Genomic DNA, 20,558 nt, shown 5'->3' with positions numbered 1-20,558 from the left:
TTTAGATCTTGCGCGCGTTCTCGACGATCATCCGCATGTATTCGATCATCAGCTCCCGCTCGAAGCGGCGGAAGCCCGAAAAAAGCGCGGCATCCGCTTCGGCGGCCGCTTCGACCGCCTGGATTTCCAGCTCGCGGCCGAGCGGAGTGAGCGTGATGATCTGCGCGCGACGGTCGTTCGGGTGGGGCGTGCGCTGGATCAGCCCGTCGCGCTCCATGCGGGCGAGCGTGTTGGCGAGCGTCGCCTGTTCGACTTCCAGCTTGTCGAGGAGCTGCTTCTGCGTCAGGCCGTCTTCCTGCCAGAGTTCGAGCAGGACAGGAAACTGACCGGGAGAAAAACCAAGCACCGTGGCTCGCTTCTGCAAGGAGCGCGCAAAGCCCTTGGCGAGCTGGCCCGCTAGGTATGTCGCCGAATGCGAGCGGTCGAATCCCATGGCTTGGTCTTCATCCCTCCCTGAACGAGCCCGTTTGCGAGCGTTATCCGCTGGATATATCGCACGCCATGCTTTTGCCAAGCCTGTGCGAAGATGGGGAAAATGACAAGTCTTTCCTGCGGAAGGGCAATAAAAAACCGCCACGGCAGGGAGGGGACGGCCGTGGCGGTTCTGATGGAAGGACAAAGGCCCGGAGAGGGGGATAGGCCTTTGTCCGGTCTGGTTCGGCGGGGGACAGGCCGGCTGCCAGACTGCGGCGTGATCAATCGCCGGTGATTATGAAATGTGGGGGCGAACCGGGCTTTTCAAGGGAGATGCATATTACAAATCGGTAACGTTCCGGTGAGAGGCGGGAGGCGCTGCGGCGGCGAAGTTTTCGTGGACGGATCAAGTGCCCCACGCTATTCCTTGCGCCATGAAAAAAGGCGATCATCTTTTCCTTATCGACGGTTCCGGCTTCATTTTTCGCGCCTTCCACGCGCTGCCGCCGCTCACCCGCAAATCCGACGGCCTGCCGGTCGGCGCCGTCTCCGGCTTCTGCAATATGCTGTGGAAGCTGCTGACCGATGCGCGCGACACTTCGGTCGGCGTGACGCCCAGCCATTTCGCGGTCATCTTCGACTATTCGGCAAAGACCTTCCGCAAGGATCTCTACGACGCCTACAAGGCCAACCGTTCGGCACCGCCGGAAGAGCTGGTCCCGCAATTCGGCCTGATCCGCCAGGCGACCCGCGCCTTCAACCTGCCCTGCATCGAGACCGAAGGTTTCGAGGCCGACGACATCATCGCCACCTACGCCCGCCAGGCGGAAGCGACCGGCGCCGATGTCACGATCGTCTCGTCCGACAAGGACCTGATGCAGCTCGTGACGCCTAGTGTCCACATGTACGACAGCATGAAGGACAAGCAGATCGGCATTCCCGATGTCATCGAGAAATGGGGCGTGCCGCCGGAAAAGATGATCGACCTGCAGGCGATGGTCGGCGATTCGGTCGACAATGTGCCGGGCATTCCGGGCATCGGCCCGAAGACGGCAGCCCAGCTTCTTGAAGAGTTCGGCGATCTCGACACGCTGCTTGCCCGCGCCGGCGAAATTAAGCAGGTGAAGCGCCGCGAGAACATCGTCGCCAATGCCGATCTGGCGCGGCTTTCGCGCCGGCTCGTCTCGCTTCGGCTCGACGTGCCTCTGGACCTCGATCTTGACGCCCTGGTGCTGGAGCCGCAGGACGGCCCGAAACTGGTCGGTTTCCTGAAGACCATGGAATTCGGCACGCTGACGCGCCGCGTCGCGGCAGCCTGCAATTGCGATGCCGATGCCGTTGAACCTGCCGTCGTGACTGTCGAATGGGGTCAGGCCGCCCGCGGCCCGGACCTCGATGCCGGCGGCGCGGCGGCGGTCGATACGGGCGAGGCGGCGGCCGAAGCGCCCGCCAATCCGGCCAAGGCGCCGGTCGCCAAGGGCACGGAGGGGGCAACGCCTGCGGCATTCGCCGAGGCCCGCATCGAAGCCTTTGGCAAGGCCAAGCTCGATCCGGGCTGCTACGTGACCATTCGCGACCTGACGGTTCTGGACGACTGGATCCGGGCGGCGCAGGAGACCGGCCTCGTCGCCTTCGATACGGAAACCACCTCGCTCGATCCGATGCAGGCGGAACTGGTTGGCTTTTCGCTGGCGCTTGCCGACAATACGGCCGATCCTTCGGGTCTCGAAGTCCGCGCTGCCTATGTGCCGCTCATCCACAAGACCGGCGTCGGCGATCTGCTCGGCGGCGGGATGGCGGAAAACCAGATCCCGACACGCGAGGCGCTGGCGCGCCTGAAGCCGCTGCTGGAGGACCCGTCGGTCCTGAAAGTGGCGCAGAACTTGAAATACGACTATCTCGTGATGCGGCGCCACGGCATCACCGTCGAGGGGTACGACGATACGATGTTGATGTCCTACGTGCTGGAGGCCGGCAAGGCGGGCCACGGCATGGATGCGTTGTCGGAGCGCTGGCTGAACCACAAGCCGATCACCTTCAAGGAAGTCGCCGGCAGCGGCAAGGCCGGCGTGACCTTCGACTTCGTCGATATCGACAAGGCGACCGCCTATGCCGCGGAAGACGCCGACGTCACGCTGCGCCTGTGGATGGTGCTGAAGCCGCAGCTGGCCGCAGCCGGCCTGACACGCATCTACGAGCGGCTGGAGCGGCCGCTGGTTTCCGTGCTCGCCCGCATGGAAGAGCGCGGCGTCACCATCGACCGCCAGATCCTTTCCAGGCTTTCCGGCGAGCTCGCCCAGCGGGCGGCCGCCTTCGAGGACGAGATCTACGAACTGGCCGGCGAGAAGTTCACCATCGGCTCGCCGAAGCAGCTCGGCGATATCCTGTTCGGCAAGATGGGCCTGCCGGGCGGCGCCAAGACCAAGACCGGCCAGTGGTCGACCTCGGCCAGCGTGTTGGAAGATCTGGCGGCGGAAGGTCATCCCCTGCCGCGCAAGATCGTCGACTGGCGCCAGCTCACCAAGCTGAAATCCACCTATACGGATGCCCTGCCGGGTTACGTCCATCCCGAGACGAAGCGGGTTCATACCTCCTATTCGCTCGCCTCGACGACGACCGGGCGCCTGTCCTCCTCCGAGCCGAACCTGCAGAACATTCCGGTGCGCACGGCGGAAGGCCGCAAGATCCGCACCGCCTTCATCTCGACGCCCGGCCACAAGCTGGTTTCCGCCGACTACAGCCAGATCGAACTGCGCGTGCTCGCCCATGTGGCCGATATTCCGCAGCTGCGGCAGGCTTTTGCCGACGGGATCGATATTCATGCGATGACGGCGTCGGAGATGTTCGGCGTGCCGGTCGAGGGCATGCCGAGCGAGGTGCGCCGCCGCGCCAAGGCGATCAACTTCGGCATCATCTACGGCATTTCCGCCTTCGGGCTTGCCAACCAGCTGTCGATCGAGCGCTCGGAAGCGGGCGACTACATCAAGAAGTACTTCGAGCGTTTCCCGGGCATCCGCGACTATATGGAAAGCACCAAGACGTTTGCCCGCGAGAACGGCTATGTTGAAACGATCTTCGGCCGGCGGGCGCATTATCCGGATATCAAGTCCTCAAATCCGTCGGTGCGCGCCTTCAACGAACGGGCCTCGATCAACGCGCCGATCCAGGGTTCGGCAGCCGACATCATCCGCCGCGCGATGGCGAAGATGGAGCCGGCGCTCGAAGCGGCTGGGCTGAACGGAAGCGCCCGCATGCTGCTTCAGGTGCATGACGAACTGATCTTCGAGGTTGAAGACGAGGAAATCGACAGGACCCTGCCGGTAATCATCTCGACCATGGAGCACGCTTCCATGCCTGCGATCTCGATGCGGGTGCCACTGAAGGTGGATGCACGCGCCGCCAGCAATTGGGACGAAGCCCATTAAGGCTCAGTGCTCCTGCGGGTAAAGAGACAGAAGCGCGGTCGAAAGCAGTTCGTCGGCATAGGTGCAGGCGGTAAGTCGCGCATCCTCATGCATATTCATCTCGTGGCAGCGCTGACGCACGGTTTCGATGATCAGGTTGCTGATCCCGCGGGCATGTTCGACATCCGCGTTTTCGGACGTGTCCATGGCGAGCGCGAGCGCCGTCATAGAGACGATTTCCAGAACGACGACGCGCGCTTCCAGATCGATGGCGGCTGCCCCCTCGGGACGTTGCCCTTCGCGCGGTTTGCTCTGACCCATAGTTTTTCCTTTTCTAATATAAGGAAAGCACATAGAGCCTGATCGGGGACTTTAAAGCGTCGATCGCAAGTTTTTCGATAAAATTGTCTTCAGCCGGCAAGACAGCTGTTGAGCGCCTCGACCAGGGCCCTGCCGGAATCCTCAAGCGATCCGCTGTTGTCGATCGTCACCACGTGATAGTCGCCGGTGACGGCAAGCGAACTGCGTTCGAGCCGGCCGAGGATTTCTTCGCGCGTCTCCCGTCCGCGTGCTTCGAGGCGTGCCGCGAGCACGTCCAGGCTGGCCGTGATGTTGACGACCACCAGCGACGGATAGGCTTGCCTGAAACGGGCCAGCGCGGAACGCGAGCCGTTGGCGATGACCAGTTTCCCCTGCGCCACCGCTTGTCTGGTCTCGATCGGAATGCCGTATCGCAGGCCATGCGCATTCCAGGAGACCGCAAAACGGCCCGCCCGTTCCAGGGCCTCGAATTCGGCTTCGGAAACGCCGTCATGGTCCTCACCGCCGGCTGCAGCGTCGCGGGTGATCACCCGCCTTGCGAAGATGATGTCTTCGCAGCTCTCGAAGAGCTTGGCGGCATAGGCCATCAGCGTGTCCTTGCCGGCACCGCTGGGGCCGACGACTGCGACCATGCAGCCGTTTCGGTCCTGTTCCGCTGCTGTCGGCGTGACGTCCATCAGGCGACCCGCCGGCCTTCCCGCCAGACGGCGCGGGATACCGGAACACCTTCTTCATGATGGACACGGACGATATCGGCGCGAAGGCCCGTGGCGATCCGGCCGCGATCGTCGAGGCTGACGGTGCGGGCAGGCGTCGAGGTTACCATGGCGAGCGCCTTCGGCAGCGATATGCCTTCGACCTCGGCGGCAAGCACGAAGGGCGCATGCAGCAGGCTGAGGGGTACGTAGTCGGAAGATAGAACGTCGAGCACGCCGCGTTCGGCAAGATCGCGGGCGGCGATATTGCCGGAATGGGACTTGCCGCGAACGATGTTCGGCGCACCCATCAGCACGCTCATGCCGGCTTCATGCGAGGCCTTCGCCGCGTCGAAACTGGTCGGGAATTCCGCCAGCCGGACGCCGTTGTCGATCGCCTCGTCCACATGGGAGAGCGTCGCATCGTCATGACTTGCGACGGTGATGCCGCGCTCGGCGCAGACCTTCGAGATCGCCGTGCGATGAGGCGTCGCGTTGCGTGCCGATTCTCCCTGGCGCTTGGCCACGAAAGCGGCAAAGGCCTCGTCGCTGAGGCCGCGCTTCTTCTGATAATAGAGCGTGTACTGGTCCATCGTCTGGAACTGCCGCTGGCCCGGTGCATGGTCCATCAGCGAAACAAGCCGGACATGCGGATCGTTCTCGAAATCGACGAAATGCTCCATGCAATTGTCTGCTGAGACTTCGCAGCGCAGGTGGAGGAAATGTTCGGCGCGCAGGCGGCCATAGGCGCCGGCGGCGGCGATCGCATCGGCCATGGCGCGCATCTCGCCATGCGCAAAGCCGCCATCCTCGTCGGCACCCATGCGCAGGCAGTCGAACACGGTGGTGATGCCGGACGTGGCGATCTGCGCATCGTGGGCCTGGATCGCCGCCGTGGTGTTCCAGCGCACGCCCGGACGCGGCGAATAATGCTGCTCCAGATGGTCGGTGTGAAGCTCGACCAGGCCGGGGATCAGATAGTCGCCCTCGAAATCCTCGCCGGCATGGACATTGCCTTCCGAGATATCGGTGATCTTGCCGTTCCGGATCTGGACGGAACCGGAGATCACGCTGTCCTCGAGCACGATGCGGGCATTGGTGAGCACGAGTTCGGCGGTCATGATGCGGTCTTTCTGTTTTCGAAGGCGGAGGCCAGCGGAAGCCAGCGATGGGCAATGAAAGGGGCGCCGCGCTCGGGCTCGACGAAGATGGCGAGACCATCGATCGTCAGCGGCGTATTGGCGAACTCGGCGAAACGGCGGTCCAGCTCGCGGCGCATGACCGGTGCCTCTTCGCTCGGGACCTGCCCCGTCAGCGTCATGTGGAAGCGGAATTCGTCCATGACATAAGGATAACCCCAGCGCTCGAGATTGGCACGCTGGGCCGAACTCAGCGTGTCGGGCTTGCGCCGGGCGATATCGGCCTCCGACAGAGGTGCGCGAAAATGTTCGAACTCTTCGACGACGCGTCCGGCGAAATGCTGGAGCTCGGGGTAGATCGTGTCGGGGACGAGAGCGAAGAACCGCCCCAGCTGGCCGACGATCACGTTCGGGATGTCGAAGACCGGTGTCTCTTCCGCAAACCGTTCGGCGGCATGGATCAGCTGGGCTTCCGTCCGGTCGGGATGCAGTTCGAACGGCGCCTTGAGCGTCGCGTGAAAAGCGTAGCGGCGCGGATCGGCGGTCAGTTCGTGGACGGTGTCGCGAGACAGGCCTTCGACATCGGGCGTCGGAAACGTCTCGGCCGTAAATGCGTCACGGCCGAGCCAACGGGCTGCGGCCTTCGTCAGCGGATGGTTTTCGGCGGGCGAAAAATAGAGAGCGTAGCGCAAGACGGATATCCGGAATCAGGAGAAGGCCGGCCGACTTTAGCTGCCCGCCGGCCTGCGAAACAGGACCCCCGGCTAAAAGATTTCCATGACAGAATGATGATAATTCCGCCTGTCAGTGACCCTTTTTGCCCATGACGCGCGAACGCAGCGCGTTCGAGAGGTTGTCGAAGACGAAGACCACCAGAAGGATGAGCAGCACCATGTAGGCGACCTTGTCCCAGTCGGCATTGGTCTTCATGGATTCGAGCAGCTTGAGGCCGATGCCGCCCGCGCCGACGGCGCCGATCACGGTCGCCGAACGGGTGTTGGATTCCCAGAAATACAGCGATTGCGAGATGAAGATCGGCAGGACCTGCGGCACGACGCCGTAGCGCTGCACGATGACCGGTGCGGCACCCACCGACTTGACGCCCTCGCGCTGCTTGTCGTCGACATTCTCCAGGGCTTCCGAATAGACCTTGCCGAGCGCGCCGGTATCCGTGAAGAAAATCGCGGCGATGCCGGGCAGCGGTCCCGGGCCGAAGGCGCGGGTGAAGAACAGGGCCCAGATCAGCATGTCGATCGAGCGCAGGAAGTCGAAAAAGCGCTTCATGCCCCAGTTGACCGGCCGGCTGGTGGTGATGTTGCGGGCAGCGATGAAGGCGAGCGGGAAGGCGACGAGGGTGGCAAACAGCGTGCCGACGAAGGCCATGACCAGCGTCTGCATCAGCTTTGAGAGAATATCGCCGTGCTGCCAGCTCGCGTTGTTCAGGAAATTGTCGAGCGCCAGCGAGGCATTGGACTGAGCCGGGTCGAGCCGCTCGCCCGACACCATCAGGCCGAGGACATTGGTGAGGCTGCGGCCCCAGAACGGTGACTGGGTATCGAAGAAGAAATTCGCCCAGCCGAGGAAGCGCCGCTGGATATAGACTTGCCCCGTGCGGATTTCCGCCTGGCCGGCGAAACCGAACCGGACATTGACCTTGTTGTCGTCCTGCACCATCCGCGCCGGCGCACCGGCCGGCAGAGATGCCCGGTCACCGGTGATCGCCACCGGATAGAGTTTGCCGTCGATATAGACGTCGACCTGGCTCGGGGTCACCTCGAGACGGTTGTCGCCGCCGAAGAGCACCGTGTAGCCGCCGTTTGAAGTCGGCTTCAGCCAGTCGATCGTGGCACCCTCGGGATATTGCCGGCGGCTCGTCCATTGCGGCACGACCTGGCCGTTCTGGAAGCGCAGGCGCGGTTGGGCGCGCCAGGAATACCAGTCCTGGATATAGATCGCCGCGCGGTCCCAGTTGCCGTTCACGAAGGTCGGAATGACGTTGAAGAAGGAAAAGCAGAAGGCGAGATAGACGGTGACTGCGACGGCGGCGACCGCCAGGCCCCAGCGCTGCATGAAACTGCGGTGAAAAACTTCCGGATAGGCGGCGAGCAGGCGTTCGCGGTCGGCGGCGTTGACGGTCAGAACAGAGGACATCAGGCTGCTCCCCGGCCGAATTCGAAGGATTGCTTGCCGATCAGCCGGCGGCGCAGCCAGGCGGAAAACTGGTCGACGCAGATGACGGTGATCAAGAGCAGGATGATGATCGCATAGGTCTTGGCGGCATGGTCGCGGCCGATCGACAGGCTGAACACCTCGCCGATGCCGCCGCCGCCGACCGCACCGATGATGGTCGAGGCGCGTACGTTGATCTCCGTGCGCAGCAGCGTGTAGGAAACGAAATTCGGCAGGACCTGCGGCAGGATCGCGAAACGAACGCGCTCCAGCCAGTTGGCGCCGGAGGCGCGCAGGCCCTCGTCCGGCTTCATGTCGGCATTCTCGACCACTTCGAAAAACAGCTTTCCGAGCGCCCCGATCGTATGCACCGAAACCGCGATGATTGCCGCGATCGGCCCGATCGACAGGATCGCGGCGAGCAGGCCGGCGATGACGATTTCCGGAAAGGCACGCAGGATCTCCATGATCCGCCGTACCACCCAGCGCACGATGCCCGCGCCGACGAGATTGGTGGAGGCGAAGAAGCAGAGGAGGAAGGCGCCGGTCGAACCGAGAATGGTCGAGACGATCGCGATATTGAGGGTGATCGCCAGCTGGTAGAAGAAATTCGGGATGTAGAAGCTGTCGGTGATCCAGACGCGGTCGCTGGTGTAATCGAACTTGATCGACCCGTCCGCATAGGGCGACGGCAGATCGAACATCGCGCGAAAAATCTCCAGCGGGCTGTTCGGCACGAAGCTTTTGATGAAATCGAAGAAATAGGGAAGGCGTTCGAAGAACTTGCCGGAATTGGCGTTGTTGGCGAAATCGAGCGATGCCGCCAGGACGACCAGGAAAACGACGATCGAGGCGACGGTATAGATCCGCCGCGTCCGCACCTGGCTCTGGTAATGGTCGAGGATGGTGCGGGAGCTATCCTGCAGCCCATTGAACTGAGGGGGACCGGCCACGTGCGCCATTCAGGGCATCCTTTTTGAGCAAACGGCGGCACCGTCATGGCGCCGCCGCAGGAAGAATGTTCGGGCAGTATCAGCCGCCGATGACGGCCTTACGGGCATCGATGATGGTCTGGTAGAAGGACTGGTCGACCGGCGACCAGTCGACGTAACCGCCGCCCGTGAACGAGTCGAAGCAGGCCTTGTCCTTCTTCGGCAGCTCGGCGAAGTAGGCGGTCACCTTCTTCTTCATGTCGTCGGAGAGCTTGTTGGAAACCATCAGCGGGCCGTTCGGGATGAGCGGCGATTTCCAGACCTGAACGACGTCGTCCATGTCGAGCAGACCCTTGGCGACCATCTGATGCAGGTTGCCCGAGGTATACCCCTGGGCCCAGTCGCCCTGAGCCGAACCGAAGGTGGTGCCGACGTCGAACTTCTTGTCGAGAACGCCGAGAACGAGGTTCTCATGGCCGCCGCCGAAGCCGGTTTCGGAGAAGTACTGCTTCACCGGCATGCCGACGTCCTTCGGCAGGGCGACGTTCGGAACGAGATAGCCCGAGGTCGAGTCCGGATCGGCGAAGCCGATCTTCTTGCCCTTGGCGTCGGCGAGCGTCTTGATGCCCGAATCCTTGCGGGCAACCATGATCGAGTAATAGCCGGTCGAACCGTCGGCCTGCTTGGTGGTCAGAACCGGGGTAACGGCGTTCGGGTCCTTGATGTAGATCGCGGCGTAGGAAGCAGCACCCATGACGGCGAGGTCGATCGTGCCGCCGAGCAGGCCCTGGATGACGCCGTTATAGTTCGGCGACGGGAAGAGCTTGACGTCCGAAGCGCCGGTCGCGGCGATCAGGCCCGGCTTGACGCATTCGGTACGGCGAACCTGGTCGGCTTCGTTTTCGCCACCATCGAGGCCGATGCGCAGAACGGGTGCGCTCTGGGCGTGGGCCTGGCCGGCGACGGCTGCAATGGCGATCGTCGCCATCAGGATCTTGCGGAATGCAGACATGGAAGTCTCCTTTGGTGATGGGATGGTCAACCCGGAAAAGGGCGTCAGTCTTCCGGCCGCATCGCGGCTGCCGGAAATGGTTCAGCGCATGGCGGCGGCTTCGGCCGTCATGCCGGATATGTCGATGGCGACCGGCGCCTCGTTGCGGCGGGTGGAGGCAAGGCTGGTCGATGTCATGGACTCATCGATCCCGGCGCCGTCCTTGTCCGAGCCGTAGATTTCGCGCACAGCATTGGCATTGAGCTCCTGCGGCGGGCCGTCGAAAACGACACGGCCGCCCGCCATGCCGATGATCCGCTCGCAATAGCTGCGGGCGGTATCGAGCGTGTGCAGATTGGTGATGACCGTGATGCCTTCGCGCTCGTTGATGTCGCGCAGCGCATCCATGACGATCTTGGCGTTGAGCGGATCGAGCGAGGCGATCGGCTCGTCGGCGAGCATCATTTTCGGAGCCTGCACCAGGGCGCGGGCGATCGCGACGCGTTGCTGCTGGCCACCCGACAGCGTTCCGGCCGGCTGCAGCGCCGTCTGTTCGATGCCGAGCCGCTCAAGGGCCGCCATCGCCAAAACGCGCTCGTCGCGGCTGAAGATTTTCAGGAGGCTCATCGTCGTCGAACGATGGTTGAGACGGCCGAGCAGCACGTTGGTCATCACGTCGAGGCGTGGCACCAGGTTGAACTGCTGGAAGATCATCGCGCAGTCGCGCTGCCAGTTGCGCAACGCCCGGCCCTTCAGGGACGAGACTTCCGCGCCGTTGAAATGGATGGAGCCGGAGCTCGGCTCCTGCAGGCGGTTGATCATCCGCAGCAGGGTCGACTTGCCGGCGCCGGAGCGCCCGATGATGCCGACCATCTGGCCTTGGGGAATCTCGACGTTCACGGCGTTCACCGCGATACGGTCGCCGAAACGGCGGGTGATGTCCCTCAACTCGAACTTCATGCTCTCTCGCCAATGCAGCTTTTTTCTGAGAGCTCGATAGCGATGGTTGATGAAGTCTGAATGTCGCTTTTGTGTAGGTTTCATTACATTCGGAAAGCGCCTGTCACGCTTTCGTTACACGGCATAACGCGACACGAATTCCTCCGCCGAAAGCGCCCTGAAATCATCGAGGGCAGCCCTCAGTTTCAGGTGGTCCCAGTCCCACCAGGCAAGCCGGTCCATCGCTTCGCCGACCTCTTTCGTGAAACGCTCGCGGATGAGCTTGGCCGGCACGCCGCCGACGATCGTATAGGGTGCCACGTCCTTGGAGACGACCGCGCCCGCGCCGATCACCGCGCCGTTGCCGACGGTGACGCCCGGCAAAACGGTAGCACCATGGCCGATCCACACGTCGTGGCCGATCGTGACGCGATTGTCGCGGCGCCATTCGAAGAAGCTTTGCTCATCTTCGGCATCGTCCCAGTAGTTGGCCGCCCGATAGGTGAAGTGGTGCAGCGTCGCCCGCCAGGTAGGGTGGTTGGTGGCGTTGATGCGCACCGAGGCCGCCATGTTGACGAACTTGCCGATCGTCGCACACCAGATCGAGCCGTCCTGCATGATATAGGAATAGGCGCCGATCTCGGCCTCGCTGATGCGGCAGCGCTCGGAGACTTCCGTATAGGGCCCGAGCGTCGAATTGCTGACGTTCGCCGTTTCGTGGATTGCGGGCTCGAGCCCGACCTTGACGCTCATGCTGCAACTGCCTTTCGGGGGGAAAACTGCGATACGTCGAGAATGCGGTCGGCAACCGCCTCGCGCACTTCCTCATCGTGGAAGATGCCGAGAAGCGCGACGCCCTCTCGTTTCTTGTCCGCGATCATATCCACCACGACGCGCCGGTTGGTCGCGTCGAGCGAGGCGGTCGGCTCGTCGAGGAGCAGGATGCGGTGGCTGGTGATGAAACCGCGGGCGATGTTGACGCGCTGCTGTTCGCCACCCGAAAACGTGGCGGGCGGCAGGGTCCAGAGTTCCTGCGGCAGATTGAGCTTGGTCAGCAGTTCGGCCGCCTTCTCACGCGCTTCCGGGGCCGCGATGCCGCGTGCGACAAGCGGTTCGGCGACCACGTCGAGCGCGGAGACACGTGGCACGGTGCGCAGGAACTGGCTGACGTAACCGAGCGTATGGCGGCGCACATCGAGCACCGTGCGCGGATCGGCGCGGGCGATATCGACGAGCCGGTCCTTGTGATCGATGAGGATCTGCCCGGCATCGACGGCGTAGTTGCCGTAGAGCATCTTGAGGATCGAGCTCTTGCCGATGCCCGACGGGCCGCCGAGCACGACGCATTCGCCGCTGGCGACCGAGAAATTCACATCGTTGACGACCGGCAGCTTGATGCCGTCGCGCAGGTGCATGGTGAAGCTCTTGAAGACTTCGGAAACGACGAGGGGAGTGGCCATCGGTATCTCCTCAGACCTGAAGAATGGATGAGACGAGCAACTGGGTATAGGGCTCGCGAGGGTCGTCGAGCACCCGGTCGGTCAGCCCGTGTTCGATCACATGGCCGTCCTTCATCACCATCATCCGGTGGGACAGGAGGCGGGCGACCGCGAGGTCGTGGGTGACGACGATCGCTGACAGGCCGAGATCGTTGACGAGCCCGCGCACCAGGTCGAGCAGGCGGGCCTGGACCGAGACGTCGAGACCGCCGGTCGGCTCGTCCATGAAGACGAGGCGCGGGCCGGTGACTAGGTTGCGGGCGATCTGCAGGCGCTGGCGCATGCCGCCGGAAAAGGCACGCGGCTGGTCGTCGATACGGTCGGTACCGATCTCGACGCGGGTCAGCCAGTCGCTCGCCGTCTCGCGGATCTTGCCGTAATGCCGGTCGCCGACGGCCATCAGCCGTTCGCCGACATTGGCGCCGGCAGAAACCGTCATGCGCAGCCCGTCGGCGGGATTCTGGTGCACGAAGCCCCAGTCGGTGCGCATCAGGAAGCGCCGCTCGGCCTCGCTCATATGGTAGAGGTCGCGGAAATTGCCGTCGCGCATCCGGTATTCGACGCTGCCGGTCGTCGGCATCAGCCGGGTCGAGAGGCAGTTGAGCAGCGTCGTCTTGCCGGAGCCGGATTCGCCGACGATGGCGAGCACCTCGCCCGGCCACAGCTCGAAGGACACGTCCTTGCAGCCGATCCGGCTGCCGTAGAATTTCGAGACGCCGCTGACTTTGAGAAGAGGGGTGTCGGTCATGGCGTAATGTCCTTGGATGTCAGTGCGCGTGGGTCACCCCCCTCTGTCCTGCCGGACATCTCCCCCTCAAGGGGGGAGATCGGCAAGCCGAGAGGCCTTCGCCCCAAATGGAATCGGAAAGTTCGGCAAGCGGTGTCTTTGAGATGGATCGAGCGGGTGCGCCCATCCGATCTCCCCCCTTGAGGGGGAGATGTCCGGCAGGACAGAGGGGGGTATGCGACCTCTCGGTTCATTCCGCAGCTTCCTTGGTCGGCGCCAGCATTTCGCCGGCATGGCCGTGTTCGCGGCGGTCCTCGCAATTGTCGGTGTCGGAGCAGACGAACATGCGGCCGCCCCTGTCGTCGAGCACCACCTCGTCGAGATAGACATTCTCGGCGCCGCAGAGCGCGCAGGGCTTGTCGAAGGTCTGGATCTCGAACGGGTAGTCCTCGAAATCGAGGCTGACGACATCCGTATAGGGCGGCACCGCATAGATGCGCTTTTCGCGGCCGGCACCGAATAGCTGCAGCGCTTCGGACCGGTGCATTTTCGGATTGTCGAATTTCGGCGTCGGCGACGGGTCCATCACGTAACGGCCGGCGACCTTCACCGGATAGGCATAGGTCTTCGAGATGCGGCCGTTATGGGCGATGTCCTCGTAGAGCTTCACATGCATCAGGCCGTATTCTTCCAGCGCATGCATCTTGCGGGTCTCGGTCTCGCGCGGTTCGAGGAAGCGCAGCGGTTCCGGGATCGGCACCTGGTAGACGAGGATCTGGCCCTCGGCGAGCTTGTGCTCGGGAATGCGGTGGCGGGTCTGGATGATCGTCGCGTCCTTGGTATGGGTGGTGACGGCGACATTGGCGACCTTCTGGAAGAAGGCGCGGATCGAGACCGCATTGGTGGTGTCATCGGCGCCCTGGTCGATCACCTTCAATACGTCCTGCGGGCCGATGATCGCCGCCGTCACCTGCACGCCGCCGGTGCCCCAGCCATAGGGCATCGGCATTTCGCGGGAGGCGAACGGCACCTGGTAGCCGGGGATGGCGATCGCTTTCAGGATCGCGCGGCGGATCATCCGCTTCGTCTGCTCGTCGAGATAGCCGAAGTTGTAGGTGGCGAGGTCCGTCATCTTGGAGTATCCTGTGACTGCATGAACCAACTAGAAGGAAAGGCTGTCATGGACGCCATCACTTCGAACGGATTGCTGGGCGTGGCCGTCTTCGCGGCCTTTATCGCCTGCGGGATCATCATTCCCTTTTATCTCATCAAGCCGCCAAAGGATGCCAGGGTTGCCAATGGCAGCGGCGACGGCGGCTGGACCGGCGGCTCGGTAGGCAGCTGCGACAGCGGCAGCGCGGGCGGCGCCTGCGATGGCGGCGGTGGTGGTGACGGGGGAGGCGGCGGGGGCGATTGATCCGCCCCTGAACTGCGGCCGGGCCGGCATCGCAGTCATTCGGCGGCCTCCTGCAGGCCGCCCTTGACGCCATTGCGCGCCGTCTCGATATCCGAACGCATCCTGCGCACCAGCGCAAGCTCGGCCTGGAAATCGACGTAATGCGGCAGCTTCAGATGCTCGACGAAACCGGTCGCCTGCACGTTGTCCGAATGCGAGATCACGAATTCCTCGTCCTGCGCCGGCGCGGTAATGTCCTCGCCAAGTTCTTCGGCGCGCAGCGCCCTGTCGACCAGCGACATCGACATCGCCTTGCGTTCGCTCTGGCCGAACACCAGGCCGTAACCGCGGGTAAACTGCGGCGGCGCCTTGGACGAACCCTTGAACTGGTTGACCATCTGGCATTCGGTGACGCGGATGCGGCCGAGCGAGACGGCGAAGCCGAGCTCAGGCACCTCCAGCTCGACCTCCACCTCGCCGATCCGGACCTCGCCGACGAAGGGATGGTTGCGGCCGTAACCGCGCTGGGTGGAATACCCGAGTGCCAGGAGGAAACCCTCGTCGCCGCGGGCAAGCGCCTGCAGGCGCAAATCGCGGCTCATCGGGAATTCCATCGGCTCGCGGGTCAGGTCTCCGGCCTGATGATCCTCCGAAAATTCGCCGTCCGCCTCGATCAGGCCCTCATGAGCGAGAATGTCGGAGACCTGCATGATGTGCTCTTGCGGCGTGTCGCGGCGTTCCGGTTCATCGACCGGTTCGTCGGTCAGCAGCGAAGGGTCCAGCAGGCGGTGGGTATAGTCGAAGGTCGGGCCGAGAAGCTGGCCGCCCGGCAGGTCCTTGTAGGTCGCCGAAACCCGCCGCTCGACCTTCATCGCCGCCGTATCGACCGGGACGGAAGAGCCGAAGCGCGGCAGCGTGGTGCGATAGGCGCGAAGCAGGAAGATCGCTTCGATCATGTCGCCGCGCGCCTGGCGGACGGCGAGTGCCGCCAGCGCCCGGTCATAGAGCGAGGCCTCGGCCATCACGCGATCGACGGCAAGGCCGAGCTGCTCGACGATCTGCTCGATGGTAACGGAAGGAAGCGAACGATCACCCCGACGCCGGTCGGCCAGCAGCCTGTGGGCGTTGTTGATGGCGGCCTCGCCACCCTTGACGGCAACATACATGGTTCATTCTCCTGGCCATCACCGGCATCCCATCGAAGATGCGGGAAGGGTTGGTCACTCTGCCCAAAGGGTAAAAGTCAGGCATCGGTTCATTGCGTTGCGATCCGCGCCGTCCGCGGCAGGCACAACAGGTTCTTGCCCGCCGTCAGGATGACATCGACGCCGCGCGGAAAGAGCGCCCGATTGTCGGCCCAGAGCCGCGGGAAGACTTCCGGCAGCCCCTTCACCATCACGGTCGTCGCATGCGGAATGCCGGGGCCGGTCAGCGTCAGCGGCTGGCCTTCGCCAAGCGCCGCGACCTCGATCACCAGCGTCGTCGAACGGTCCGGATATTCCTGGGTGCCGGCCGAAAACAGGCCGAACGAGGCAAGCGTCGCGCCGGCCTCCACGAAGGCGAAACGGGCCTCTGCCTTTTCGCGGGTGATCGGCGCTCCGGTATAGAAGCCGATCCATTCACCGGTGGCCGATTTGAAAAGGCCGGCGCTCAGCCAGACGGGCGTTTCATGGTCGCACAGGGTGATGGCGATCGCACCCGCCGCTCCCCCAAGCGGCTCGGGCTGACCGACATCCGGTCCGACGGTGCCGATCGTTCCCGGACGGGCCATGCCGTCCATGAGCATGCGGAACACGCCCTGGGATTCGAAAACCGGCTCGCCGAACCCGCCGGAAAGCGCTTGCGCCTTGATGTTCATCAGTCCTCTCCCCGAACCATGGTGAAGAAATCGACGCGGGTCGCTGCCGTCTCCTCCGCCTTTTGTCTGTCCTCCGCCGCGATGCGGGCCTCGATCGGCCCAAGCAACGTGGTCTCCACGAAATCGCGCGTGGCCGCCTCCTGCCACAGTGCGTCGAAAATGGCCGCAATCCGGACATTGTCCTTGGACGTGCCGAGCGCCTGCGCATGGCCGGCAGTGCCCGAGGCCAAGAGCACGGTCGCCCGCGTCACGGTCGCCTCGCCGAGATTGAAGGGCGCGCCGCCGCCGCCGATGCGGCCGCGGACCATCACCAGCCCGGTCTCCGGCCCGCGCACGGGCTTTACCTCGGGTTTTTCTGGAAGCCCGTCCCAGGCGACACGCAGTTCGTTCGCCGTCGCCCGCGCGAGCAGGCCGGCAGCACGGCGGCGCGTAGCGAGTTCTGCATTCGGTGCGATTTGTTTTGCCGGGTCCATTGCCAAGTTCCTAAATGTCTATTAATATAGACAACCATACAAATCATATGTACTCCTAACTTCTCGATATAACAAGCGTGTGACATGGATACGGGGCAGGCAAACGTTCACCGGCAAAACGGCGTGGCGCTCTGGCGGCAGATCGCCGACCGGATCCGCGCTTCGATCGCCAACGGCGATTATGACGCGAGCGGCAAGGTGCCCCCGGAATTCACGCTCGCCGCGCAGTTCGGCGTCAATCGCCATACGGTCAGAAGCGCGCTTGCGGCGCTCGCCCAGGAAGGAATCGTCCGTTCGGTGCAGGGGCGCGGCACGCTGATCGAGCGCAAGGAGCGGCTGAACTTCCCGATCAGCCGGCGCACCCGGTTCAGCGAAGGCATCGGCGATCAGGCCCGCGAAAAGGAAGGCCTGCTGCTCCATTCGGCGCGGGAGCCGGCGTCAGCCGATCTTTCGGCCCGCCTCCACATTGCTGAAGGTGCGCCGGTAATCCGGCTGGAAACGCTGAGGAAGGCCGACCGTCGCCCGGTCTCCCGTTCGACCACCTGGTTTCCGGCCGAGCGTTTCGGCGGCATCGAGGAAGCTTACGAAAAGACCGGCTCGATCACGGCGGCGTTCCGGACGCTTGGGCTTGCGGACTATCTGCGCGTTTCCACGGAAGTGACGGCGATCCATGCGGACGGGGCGGATCTCGCCGACCTGCAGCTATCGCCCGGAGCCATCATCCTCGTCGCCCGCGCGCTCAACACCGATCCGGACGGCGTGCCGGTGCAATATGCAATCAGCCGGTTTCCAGCCGACATGGTGCAGTTCACGATCGAGAATTGAGTATCGAGATCTACTTGTGTAGTTGCGAAAATATAATTATATTTTTGCAATGAACCTGATGCGTTTTGAATGGGATCGCGCAAAGGCGGCGACGAACGTCAAGAAGCACGGCATCAGCTTCGAGACCGCTGCTCGTGTTTTTGCCGACCCTTTCGTCCTGATTGAGCAGGATCGCATCGAAGGTGGAGAGCAGCGTTGGCAGGCACTGGGTTCTGTTGATGGTCTCGCCATCCTGCTCGTGGCTCACACCGTCTATGATGACGAGGAGGATGACGGTCAGACCTCCGAAGTGATCCGCATCATTTCCGCACGAAAGGCCGATCCGAAGGAAAGACGACGTTATGAAGAAGAGCGCTGATATCGTTCGATACGAGGTCGACAAGGATAGTCTGCCGCCTCTGACCGACAAGCAGAAAGCCGAGCTGGCGGCTCTGTCGGAGCTTCCGGACGAGCAGATAGATTTCAGCGACATTCCGGGCCTGAGCGAAGAGCAGCTTCAGAATGCAGGAAGGGGGCGATTTTATCGCCCCTTGAAACAGCAGATCACGGCCAGAGTGGATGCCGATGTAGTTGACTGGCTCAAGTCTCAAGGCAAAGGGTATCAGGCCCGCATGAACGCCATTCTACGTCGCGAAATGCTGGCGTCGCTGAAATCCCAGAAACGGACCTGATTGTGCTCGGCGCTCAGTGCGCGCCGGACATGTCGCCGAGGATGTCCTTGGATGCCACGGTCGAGTCTGCCTTCAGCGTGTAGACCATCGGCACGCCGGTCGCGAGGTTGAGCTTGAGGATCTCTTCCTGGCTCAGCCGGTCGAGCACCATCACCAGCGCACGCAGCGAATTGCCGTGGGCGGCGACCAGCACCTTTTCGCCGCGCAGCACGCGGGGCAGGATTTCCGTCATGTAATAGGGCCAGACGCGGGCGCCGGTGTCGCGCAGCGATTCACCGCCCGGCGGCGGCACGTCATAGGAACGGCGCCAGATATGCACCTGCTCCTCGCCCCACTTGGCACGGGCATCGTCCTTGTTGAGGCCGGAGAGGTCGCCGTAATCGCGCTCGTTGAGCGCAAGGTTGCGGATCGTTTCCAGATCCGGCTGACCGACCTTGTCGAGGACGATCTTCAGCGTGTTCTGGGCGCGCTTCAGGTCCGAGGTGAAGGCGATGTCGAACTTGATGCCGGTCTCGGCCAGCGCCACGCCGCCGGTCTCGGCTTCCTGGATGCCGAGCGGGGTGAGGTCGGGATCGCGCCAGCCGGTGAACAGGTTCTTGAGGTTCCATTCGCTCTGACCGTGGCGAACGAGGACGAGAGTACCGCTCATGAGATGATTTCCTTCCGGGGAGATTTTCAGGAAAGCCCGAGCACGTCGAGCATGGAATAGTGGCCGGGCTTCTTGTCGCGCGCCCAGAGCGCTGCGGCAACCGCGCCGCGCGCGAAGATCGAGCGGTCGCGCGCGCTGTGCGAGAGCGTCACGAGTTCGCCTTCGCCGGCAAGGATGACCGAATGGTCGCCGACGACCGAACCGCCGCGCAGCGTCGCGAACCCGATCGTGCCGGTCGGTCGCGCTCCCGTATGGCCATCGCGCACACGGACGGACTGGCTTGCGAGATCGATGCCGCGGCCTTGCGCGGCCGCTTCACCGAGCAGCAGCGCCGTGCCCGAAGGCGCATCGACCTTGTGCTTGTGATGCATTTCGACAACCTCGATATCCCAGCCCGCTGCGGGAAGCGCCTTCGCAGCCTGCGCGACGAGCACGCCGAGCAGGTTGACGCCAAGGCTCATATTGCCGGATTTGACGACGCGCGCATGCCGGCCGGCTGCCTTGAACTTCTCCTCGTCCTCGACCGAGCATCCCGTGGTGCCGATCACATGGACGATCCGTGCCTGCGCGGCGAGCACCGAGAAGGTGACGCTCGTCGCCGGCGTCGTGAAATCGAGCACGCCCTCGGCATCGAGAAAGGCCTGCAGCGGATCGGCGGTTACTGGAATGCCGAGCGTTCCGACACCCGCGAGTTCGCCCGCATCCTTGCCAATGAACGGCGAACCCTCGCGCTGGACGGCCGCGTGCAGCGTCACGCCTTCGGTTTCGTGGATGACCCGGATCAGGGCCTGACCCATGCGACCCGCTGCGCCGACCACCACGAGTTTCATGTCATTTGTGGTCATGGGCGGCGCAGTCCTTGGCTGTTTGGAATGTCTGTCGGCGGTTGCGAATTTCGCGACGAACCTAGAGCCCGTCACGATCCAGTGCAAGTACCGAGAATGGGACGTATTTTTGCCGAACCGCTAGCCGGAATATGGCCTCCAATGCGGAGCCACGCCTTCCCGGCTTGCCGCGTGATGCAGGAAGACGCTTCCCGGTGTCGTATCAGCGCCCCTGCAGAACCTTGACGACTTTCGCGGTAATATCGCCCCGTCGCGTCTTTTCGAAGTCCTCATAGGTCAATCTGCCTGACGCCACTCCATTGATCACGCGCTGGCAGCCAAGAGCCGGGGCCTTGCTTTCGGAAACGTCCAGCAGAAGCGCCAGGTTTTCGATCGTCTCCTTGCGCCACTTATGCTGGACGCAATGGGCTATAGTCTTGGCACGCAAGGCGGCGCTACCTTCGAGTGCGGTGGAGGCGGCCTTGTATCTCTCAGGCGTCGCCTGCGTCGCACAGCTTGCAAGCGCCGACGCGACGATGGCGACCGCCAGCATCCGATAAGAAAGGATCAGCATGGTTCGATTCCGATTGATATGCGGCGGGCCAAGTTTACTTACCTCGCAAGGCTGCGAT

24 protein-coding genes are annotated in these 20,558 nt (G+C 63.3%); 5 read left to right on the top strand and 19 right to left on the bottom strand.

The window, feature by feature from the left end:
- Position 1: 1 nt before the first annotated feature.
- Entirely contained in the window at positions 2-433 is a 432-nt protein-coding gene (locus J2X76_RS06765; protein WP_113130954.1) for a MarR family winged helix-turn-helix transcriptional regulator, read from the bottom strand.
- Between the two features lie 415 nt (positions 434-848).
- Between J2X76_RS06765 and polA the strand changes: the two genes are divergently transcribed.
- On the top strand, positions 849-3,839 hold the full coding sequence (gene polA / locus J2X76_RS06760; protein ID WP_310214232.1) for a DNA polymerase I: 2,991 nt from the start codon (positions 849-851) through the stop codon (positions 3,837-3,839).
- Positions 3,840-3,842: 3 nt separating this feature from the next.
- Here the strand turns inward: polA and J2X76_RS06755 are convergent, their stop codons facing one another.
- From J2X76_RS06755 to J2X76_RS06700, 12 genes are all read right to left on the bottom strand, one after another.
- On the bottom strand, positions 3,843-4,139 hold the full coding sequence (locus tag J2X76_RS06755) for a hypothetical protein (RefSeq protein ID WP_113130952.1): 297 nt from the start codon (positions 4,137-4,139) through the stop codon (positions 3,843-3,845).
- A gap of 89 nt (positions 4,140-4,228) precedes the next feature.
- Positions 4,229-4,816: a phosphonate metabolism protein/1,5-bisphosphokinase (PRPP-forming) PhnN gene (gene phnN, locus J2X76_RS06750; protein ID WP_310214228.1), complete on the bottom strand. Its 588-nt coding sequence runs from the start codon at positions 4,814-4,816 to the stop codon at positions 4,229-4,231.
- Complete coding sequence (locus J2X76_RS06745; protein ID WP_310214226.1) at positions 4,816-5,955, bottom strand: alpha-D-ribose 1-methylphosphonate 5-triphosphate diphosphatase; 1,140 nt, start codon at positions 5,953-5,955, stop codon at positions 4,816-4,818. The genes phnN and J2X76_RS06745 overlap by 1 nt, the downstream gene beginning before the upstream one ends.
- The gene (locus J2X76_RS06740) at positions 5,952-6,665 is read right to left on the bottom strand and encodes a DUF1045 domain-containing protein (RefSeq protein ID WP_310214224.1); all 714 of its coding nucleotides are present in this window, start codon (positions 6,663-6,665) and stop codon (positions 5,952-5,954) included. The genes J2X76_RS06745 and J2X76_RS06740 overlap by 4 nt, the downstream gene beginning before the upstream one ends.
- A gap of 112 nt (positions 6,666-6,777) precedes the next feature.
- The gene (phnE, locus tag J2X76_RS06735) at positions 6,778-8,124 is read right to left on the bottom strand and encodes a phosphonate ABC transporter, permease protein PhnE (protein WP_310214222.1); all 1,347 of its coding nucleotides are present in this window, start codon (positions 8,122-8,124) and stop codon (positions 6,778-6,780) included.
- Positions 8,124-9,104 carry a phosphonate ABC transporter, permease protein PhnE gene (gene phnE / locus J2X76_RS06730; RefSeq protein WP_113130947.1) on the bottom strand — a complete coding sequence of 327 codons (981 nt, stop codon included), beginning with the start codon at positions 9,102-9,104 and terminating at the stop codon, positions 8,124-8,126. The genes phnE (J2X76_RS06735) and phnE (J2X76_RS06730) overlap by 1 nt, the downstream gene beginning before the upstream one ends.
- A 70-nt stretch (positions 9,105-9,174) precedes the next feature.
- Complete coding sequence (gene phnD, locus J2X76_RS06725; RefSeq protein WP_113130946.1) at positions 9,175-10,086, bottom strand: phosphonate ABC transporter substrate-binding protein; 912 nt, start codon at positions 10,084-10,086, stop codon at positions 9,175-9,177.
- Between the two features lie 81 nt (positions 10,087-10,167).
- On the bottom strand, positions 10,168-11,025 hold the full coding sequence (gene phnC / locus J2X76_RS06720) for a phosphonate ABC transporter ATP-binding protein (RefSeq protein WP_113285053.1): 858 nt from the start codon (positions 11,023-11,025) through the stop codon (positions 10,168-10,170).
- 114 nt (positions 11,026-11,139) lie between these two features.
- Positions 11,140-11,757, bottom strand: coding sequence for a DapH/DapD/GlmU-related protein (locus J2X76_RS06715; RefSeq protein ID WP_113130944.1), 618 nt, complete (start codon positions 11,755-11,757; stop codon positions 11,140-11,142).
- The gene (gene phnL, locus J2X76_RS06710; protein WP_310214218.1) at positions 11,754-12,464 is read right to left on the bottom strand and encodes a phosphonate C-P lyase system protein PhnL; all 711 of its coding nucleotides are present in this window, start codon (positions 12,462-12,464) and stop codon (positions 11,754-11,756) included. The genes J2X76_RS06715 and phnL overlap by 4 nt, the downstream gene beginning before the upstream one ends.
- A gap of 10 nt (positions 12,465-12,474) precedes the next feature.
- On the bottom strand, positions 12,475-13,251 hold the full coding sequence (gene phnK / locus J2X76_RS06705) for a phosphonate C-P lyase system protein PhnK (RefSeq protein WP_007758030.1): 777 nt from the start codon (positions 13,249-13,251) through the stop codon (positions 12,475-12,477).
- A gap of 229 nt (positions 13,252-13,480) precedes the next feature.
- On the bottom strand, positions 13,481-14,362 hold the full coding sequence (locus J2X76_RS06700) for an alpha-D-ribose 1-methylphosphonate 5-phosphate C-P-lyase PhnJ (RefSeq protein ID WP_310214216.1): 882 nt from the start codon (positions 14,360-14,362) through the stop codon (positions 13,481-13,483).
- Between the two features lie 48 nt (positions 14,363-14,410).
- Here J2X76_RS06700 and J2X76_RS06695 point away from each other — a divergent pair, with 48 nt between their 5' ends.
- A complete protein-coding gene (locus tag J2X76_RS06695) occupies positions 14,411-14,647 on the top strand; it encodes a hypothetical protein (RefSeq protein WP_310214214.1) in 237 nt (78 codons plus the stop codon).
- A gap of 35 nt (positions 14,648-14,682) precedes the next feature.
- Here the strand turns inward: J2X76_RS06695 and J2X76_RS06690 are convergent, their stop codons facing one another.
- From J2X76_RS06690 to phnG, 3 genes are all read right to left on the bottom strand, one after another.
- Positions 14,683-15,792, bottom strand: coding sequence for a carbon-phosphorus lyase complex subunit PhnI (locus J2X76_RS06690; protein WP_310214212.1), 1,110 nt, complete (start codon positions 15,790-15,792; stop codon positions 14,683-14,685).
- Positions 15,793-15,881: 89 nt separating this feature from the next.
- Entirely contained in the window at positions 15,882-16,484 is a 603-nt protein-coding gene (phnH, locus tag J2X76_RS06685; protein WP_310214210.1) for a phosphonate C-P lyase system protein PhnH, read from the bottom strand.
- Entirely contained in the window at positions 16,484-16,957 is a 474-nt protein-coding gene (gene phnG, locus J2X76_RS06680) for a phosphonate C-P lyase system protein PhnG (protein ID WP_310214208.1), read from the bottom strand. The genes phnH and phnG overlap by 1 nt, the downstream gene beginning before the upstream one ends.
- Positions 16,958-17,041: 84 nt before the next feature.
- On the opposite strand from phnG, the gene phnF reads away from it, so the two are divergent.
- The 3 genes from phnF to J2X76_RS06665 are packed head-to-tail and all read left to right on the top strand — an operon-like array spanning position 17,042 to position 18,453.
- Complete coding sequence (gene phnF, locus J2X76_RS06675) at positions 17,042-17,782, top strand: phosphonate metabolism transcriptional regulator PhnF (protein WP_310214206.1); 741 nt, start codon at positions 17,042-17,044, stop codon at positions 17,780-17,782.
- Positions 17,783-17,831: 49 nt separating this feature from the next.
- Positions 17,832-18,140: a BrnT family toxin gene (locus tag J2X76_RS06670; protein ID WP_113125377.1), complete on the top strand. Its 309-nt coding sequence runs from the start codon at positions 17,832-17,834 to the stop codon at positions 18,138-18,140.
- Positions 18,124-18,453, top strand: a complete 330-nt coding sequence (locus J2X76_RS06665; protein ID WP_113125378.1) for a BrnA antitoxin family protein — start codon at positions 18,124-18,126, stop codon at positions 18,451-18,453. The genes J2X76_RS06670 and J2X76_RS06665 overlap by 17 nt, the downstream gene beginning before the upstream one ends.
- Positions 18,454-18,466: 13 nt before the next feature.
- On the opposite strand, the gene J2X76_RS06660 is transcribed toward J2X76_RS06665, so the two are convergent.
- From J2X76_RS06660 to J2X76_RS06650, 3 genes are all read right to left on the bottom strand, one after another.
- On the bottom strand, positions 18,467-19,102 hold the full coding sequence (locus J2X76_RS06660) for a 2,3-bisphosphoglycerate-dependent phosphoglycerate mutase (RefSeq protein ID WP_113125379.1): 636 nt from the start codon (positions 19,100-19,102) through the stop codon (positions 18,467-18,469).
- Positions 19,103-19,128: 26 nt separating this feature from the next.
- The gene (gene dapB / locus J2X76_RS06655) at positions 19,129-19,947 is read right to left on the bottom strand and encodes a 4-hydroxy-tetrahydrodipicolinate reductase (protein ID WP_113125380.1); all 819 of its coding nucleotides are present in this window, start codon (positions 19,945-19,947) and stop codon (positions 19,129-19,131) included.
- Between the two features lie 202 nt (positions 19,948-20,149).
- Complete coding sequence (locus tag J2X76_RS06650) at positions 20,150-20,500, bottom strand: hypothetical protein (protein WP_113285044.1); 351 nt, start codon at positions 20,498-20,500, stop codon at positions 20,150-20,152.
- Positions 20,501-20,558: the final 58 nt, after the last annotated feature.

Origin of the sequence: Neorhizobium sp. 2083 (genome assembly GCF_031455615.1) — a bacterium.
Lineage (GTDB): Bacteria > Pseudomonadota > Alphaproteobacteria > Rhizobiales > Rhizobiaceae > Neorhizobium.
The sequence above is the reverse complement of the archived record's forward strand: the minus strand, read 5'-3'. Positions and strand labels throughout refer to the sequence as shown.

Coding starts and splice junctions, on each gene's coding strand:
- phnL (WP_310214218.1), bottom strand. CDS start 12,464: ATGGCCACTCCCCTCGTCGTTTCCGAAGTCTTCAAGAGCTTCACCATG.
- phnE (WP_310214222.1), bottom strand. CDS start 8,124: ATGTCCTCTGTTCTGACCGTCAACGCCGCCGACCGCGAACGCCTGCTC.
- J2X76_RS06650 (WP_113285044.1), bottom strand. CDS start 20,500: ATGCTGATCCTTTCTTATCGGATGCTGGCGGTCGCCATCGTCGCGTCG.
- J2X76_RS06755 (WP_113130952.1), bottom strand. CDS start 4,139: ATGGGTCAGAGCAAACCGCGCGAAGGGCAACGTCCCGAGGGGGCAGCC.
- phnK (WP_007758030.1), bottom strand. CDS start 13,251: ATGACCGACACCCCTCTTCTCAAAGTCAGCGGCGTCTCGAAATTCTAC.
- phnD (WP_113130946.1), bottom strand. CDS start 10,086: ATGTCTGCATTCCGCAAGATCCTGATGGCGACGATCGCCATTGCAGCC.
- J2X76_RS06745 (WP_310214226.1), bottom strand. CDS start 5,955: ATGACCGCCGAACTCGTGCTCACCAATGCCCGCATCGTGCTCGAGGAC.
- polA (WP_310214232.1), top strand. CDS start 849: ATGAAAAAAGGCGATCATCTTTTCCTTATCGACGGTTCCGGCTTCATT.
- phnC (WP_113285053.1), bottom strand. CDS start 11,025: ATGAAGTTCGAGTTGAGGGACATCACCCGCCGTTTCGGCGACCGTATC.
- phnF (WP_310214206.1), top strand. CDS start 17,042: ATGGATACGGGGCAGGCAAACGTTCACCGGCAAAACGGCGTGGCGCTC.
- dapB (WP_113125380.1), bottom strand. CDS start 19,947: ATGACCACAAATGACATGAAACTCGTGGTGGTCGGCGCAGCGGGTCGC.
- phnE (WP_113130947.1), bottom strand. CDS start 9,104: ATGGCGCACGTGGCCGGTCCCCCTCAGTTCAATGGGCTGCAGGATAGC.
- J2X76_RS06695 (WP_310214214.1), top strand. CDS start 14,411: ATGGACGCCATCACTTCGAACGGATTGCTGGGCGTGGCCGTCTTCGCG.
- J2X76_RS06690 (WP_310214212.1), bottom strand. CDS start 15,792: ATGTATGTTGCCGTCAAGGGTGGCGAGGCCGCCATCAACAACGCCCAC.
- J2X76_RS06670 (WP_113125377.1), top strand. CDS start 17,832: ATGAACCTGATGCGTTTTGAATGGGATCGCGCAAAGGCGGCGACGAAC.
- J2X76_RS06715 (WP_113130944.1), bottom strand. CDS start 11,757: ATGAGCGTCAAGGTCGGGCTCGAGCCCGCAATCCACGAAACGGCGAAC.
- J2X76_RS06660 (WP_113125379.1), bottom strand. CDS start 19,102: ATGAGCGGTACTCTCGTCCTCGTTCGCCACGGTCAGAGCGAATGGAAC.
- J2X76_RS06700 (WP_310214216.1), bottom strand. CDS start 14,362: ATGACGGACCTCGCCACCTACAACTTCGGCTATCTCGACGAGCAGACG.
- phnH (WP_310214210.1), bottom strand. CDS start 16,484: ATGAACATCAAGGCGCAAGCGCTTTCCGGCGGGTTCGGCGAGCCGGTT.
- J2X76_RS06665 (WP_113125378.1), top strand. CDS start 18,124: ATGAAGAAGAGCGCTGATATCGTTCGATACGAGGTCGACAAGGATAGT.
- J2X76_RS06765 (WP_113130954.1), bottom strand. CDS start 433: ATGGGATTCGACCGCTCGCATTCGGCGACATACCTAGCGGGCCAGCTC.
- phnN (WP_310214228.1), bottom strand. CDS start 4,816: ATGGACGTCACGCCGACAGCAGCGGAACAGGACCGAAACGGCTGCATG.
- phnG (WP_310214208.1), bottom strand. CDS start 16,957: ATGGACCCGGCAAAACAAATCGCACCGAATGCAGAACTCGCTACGCGC.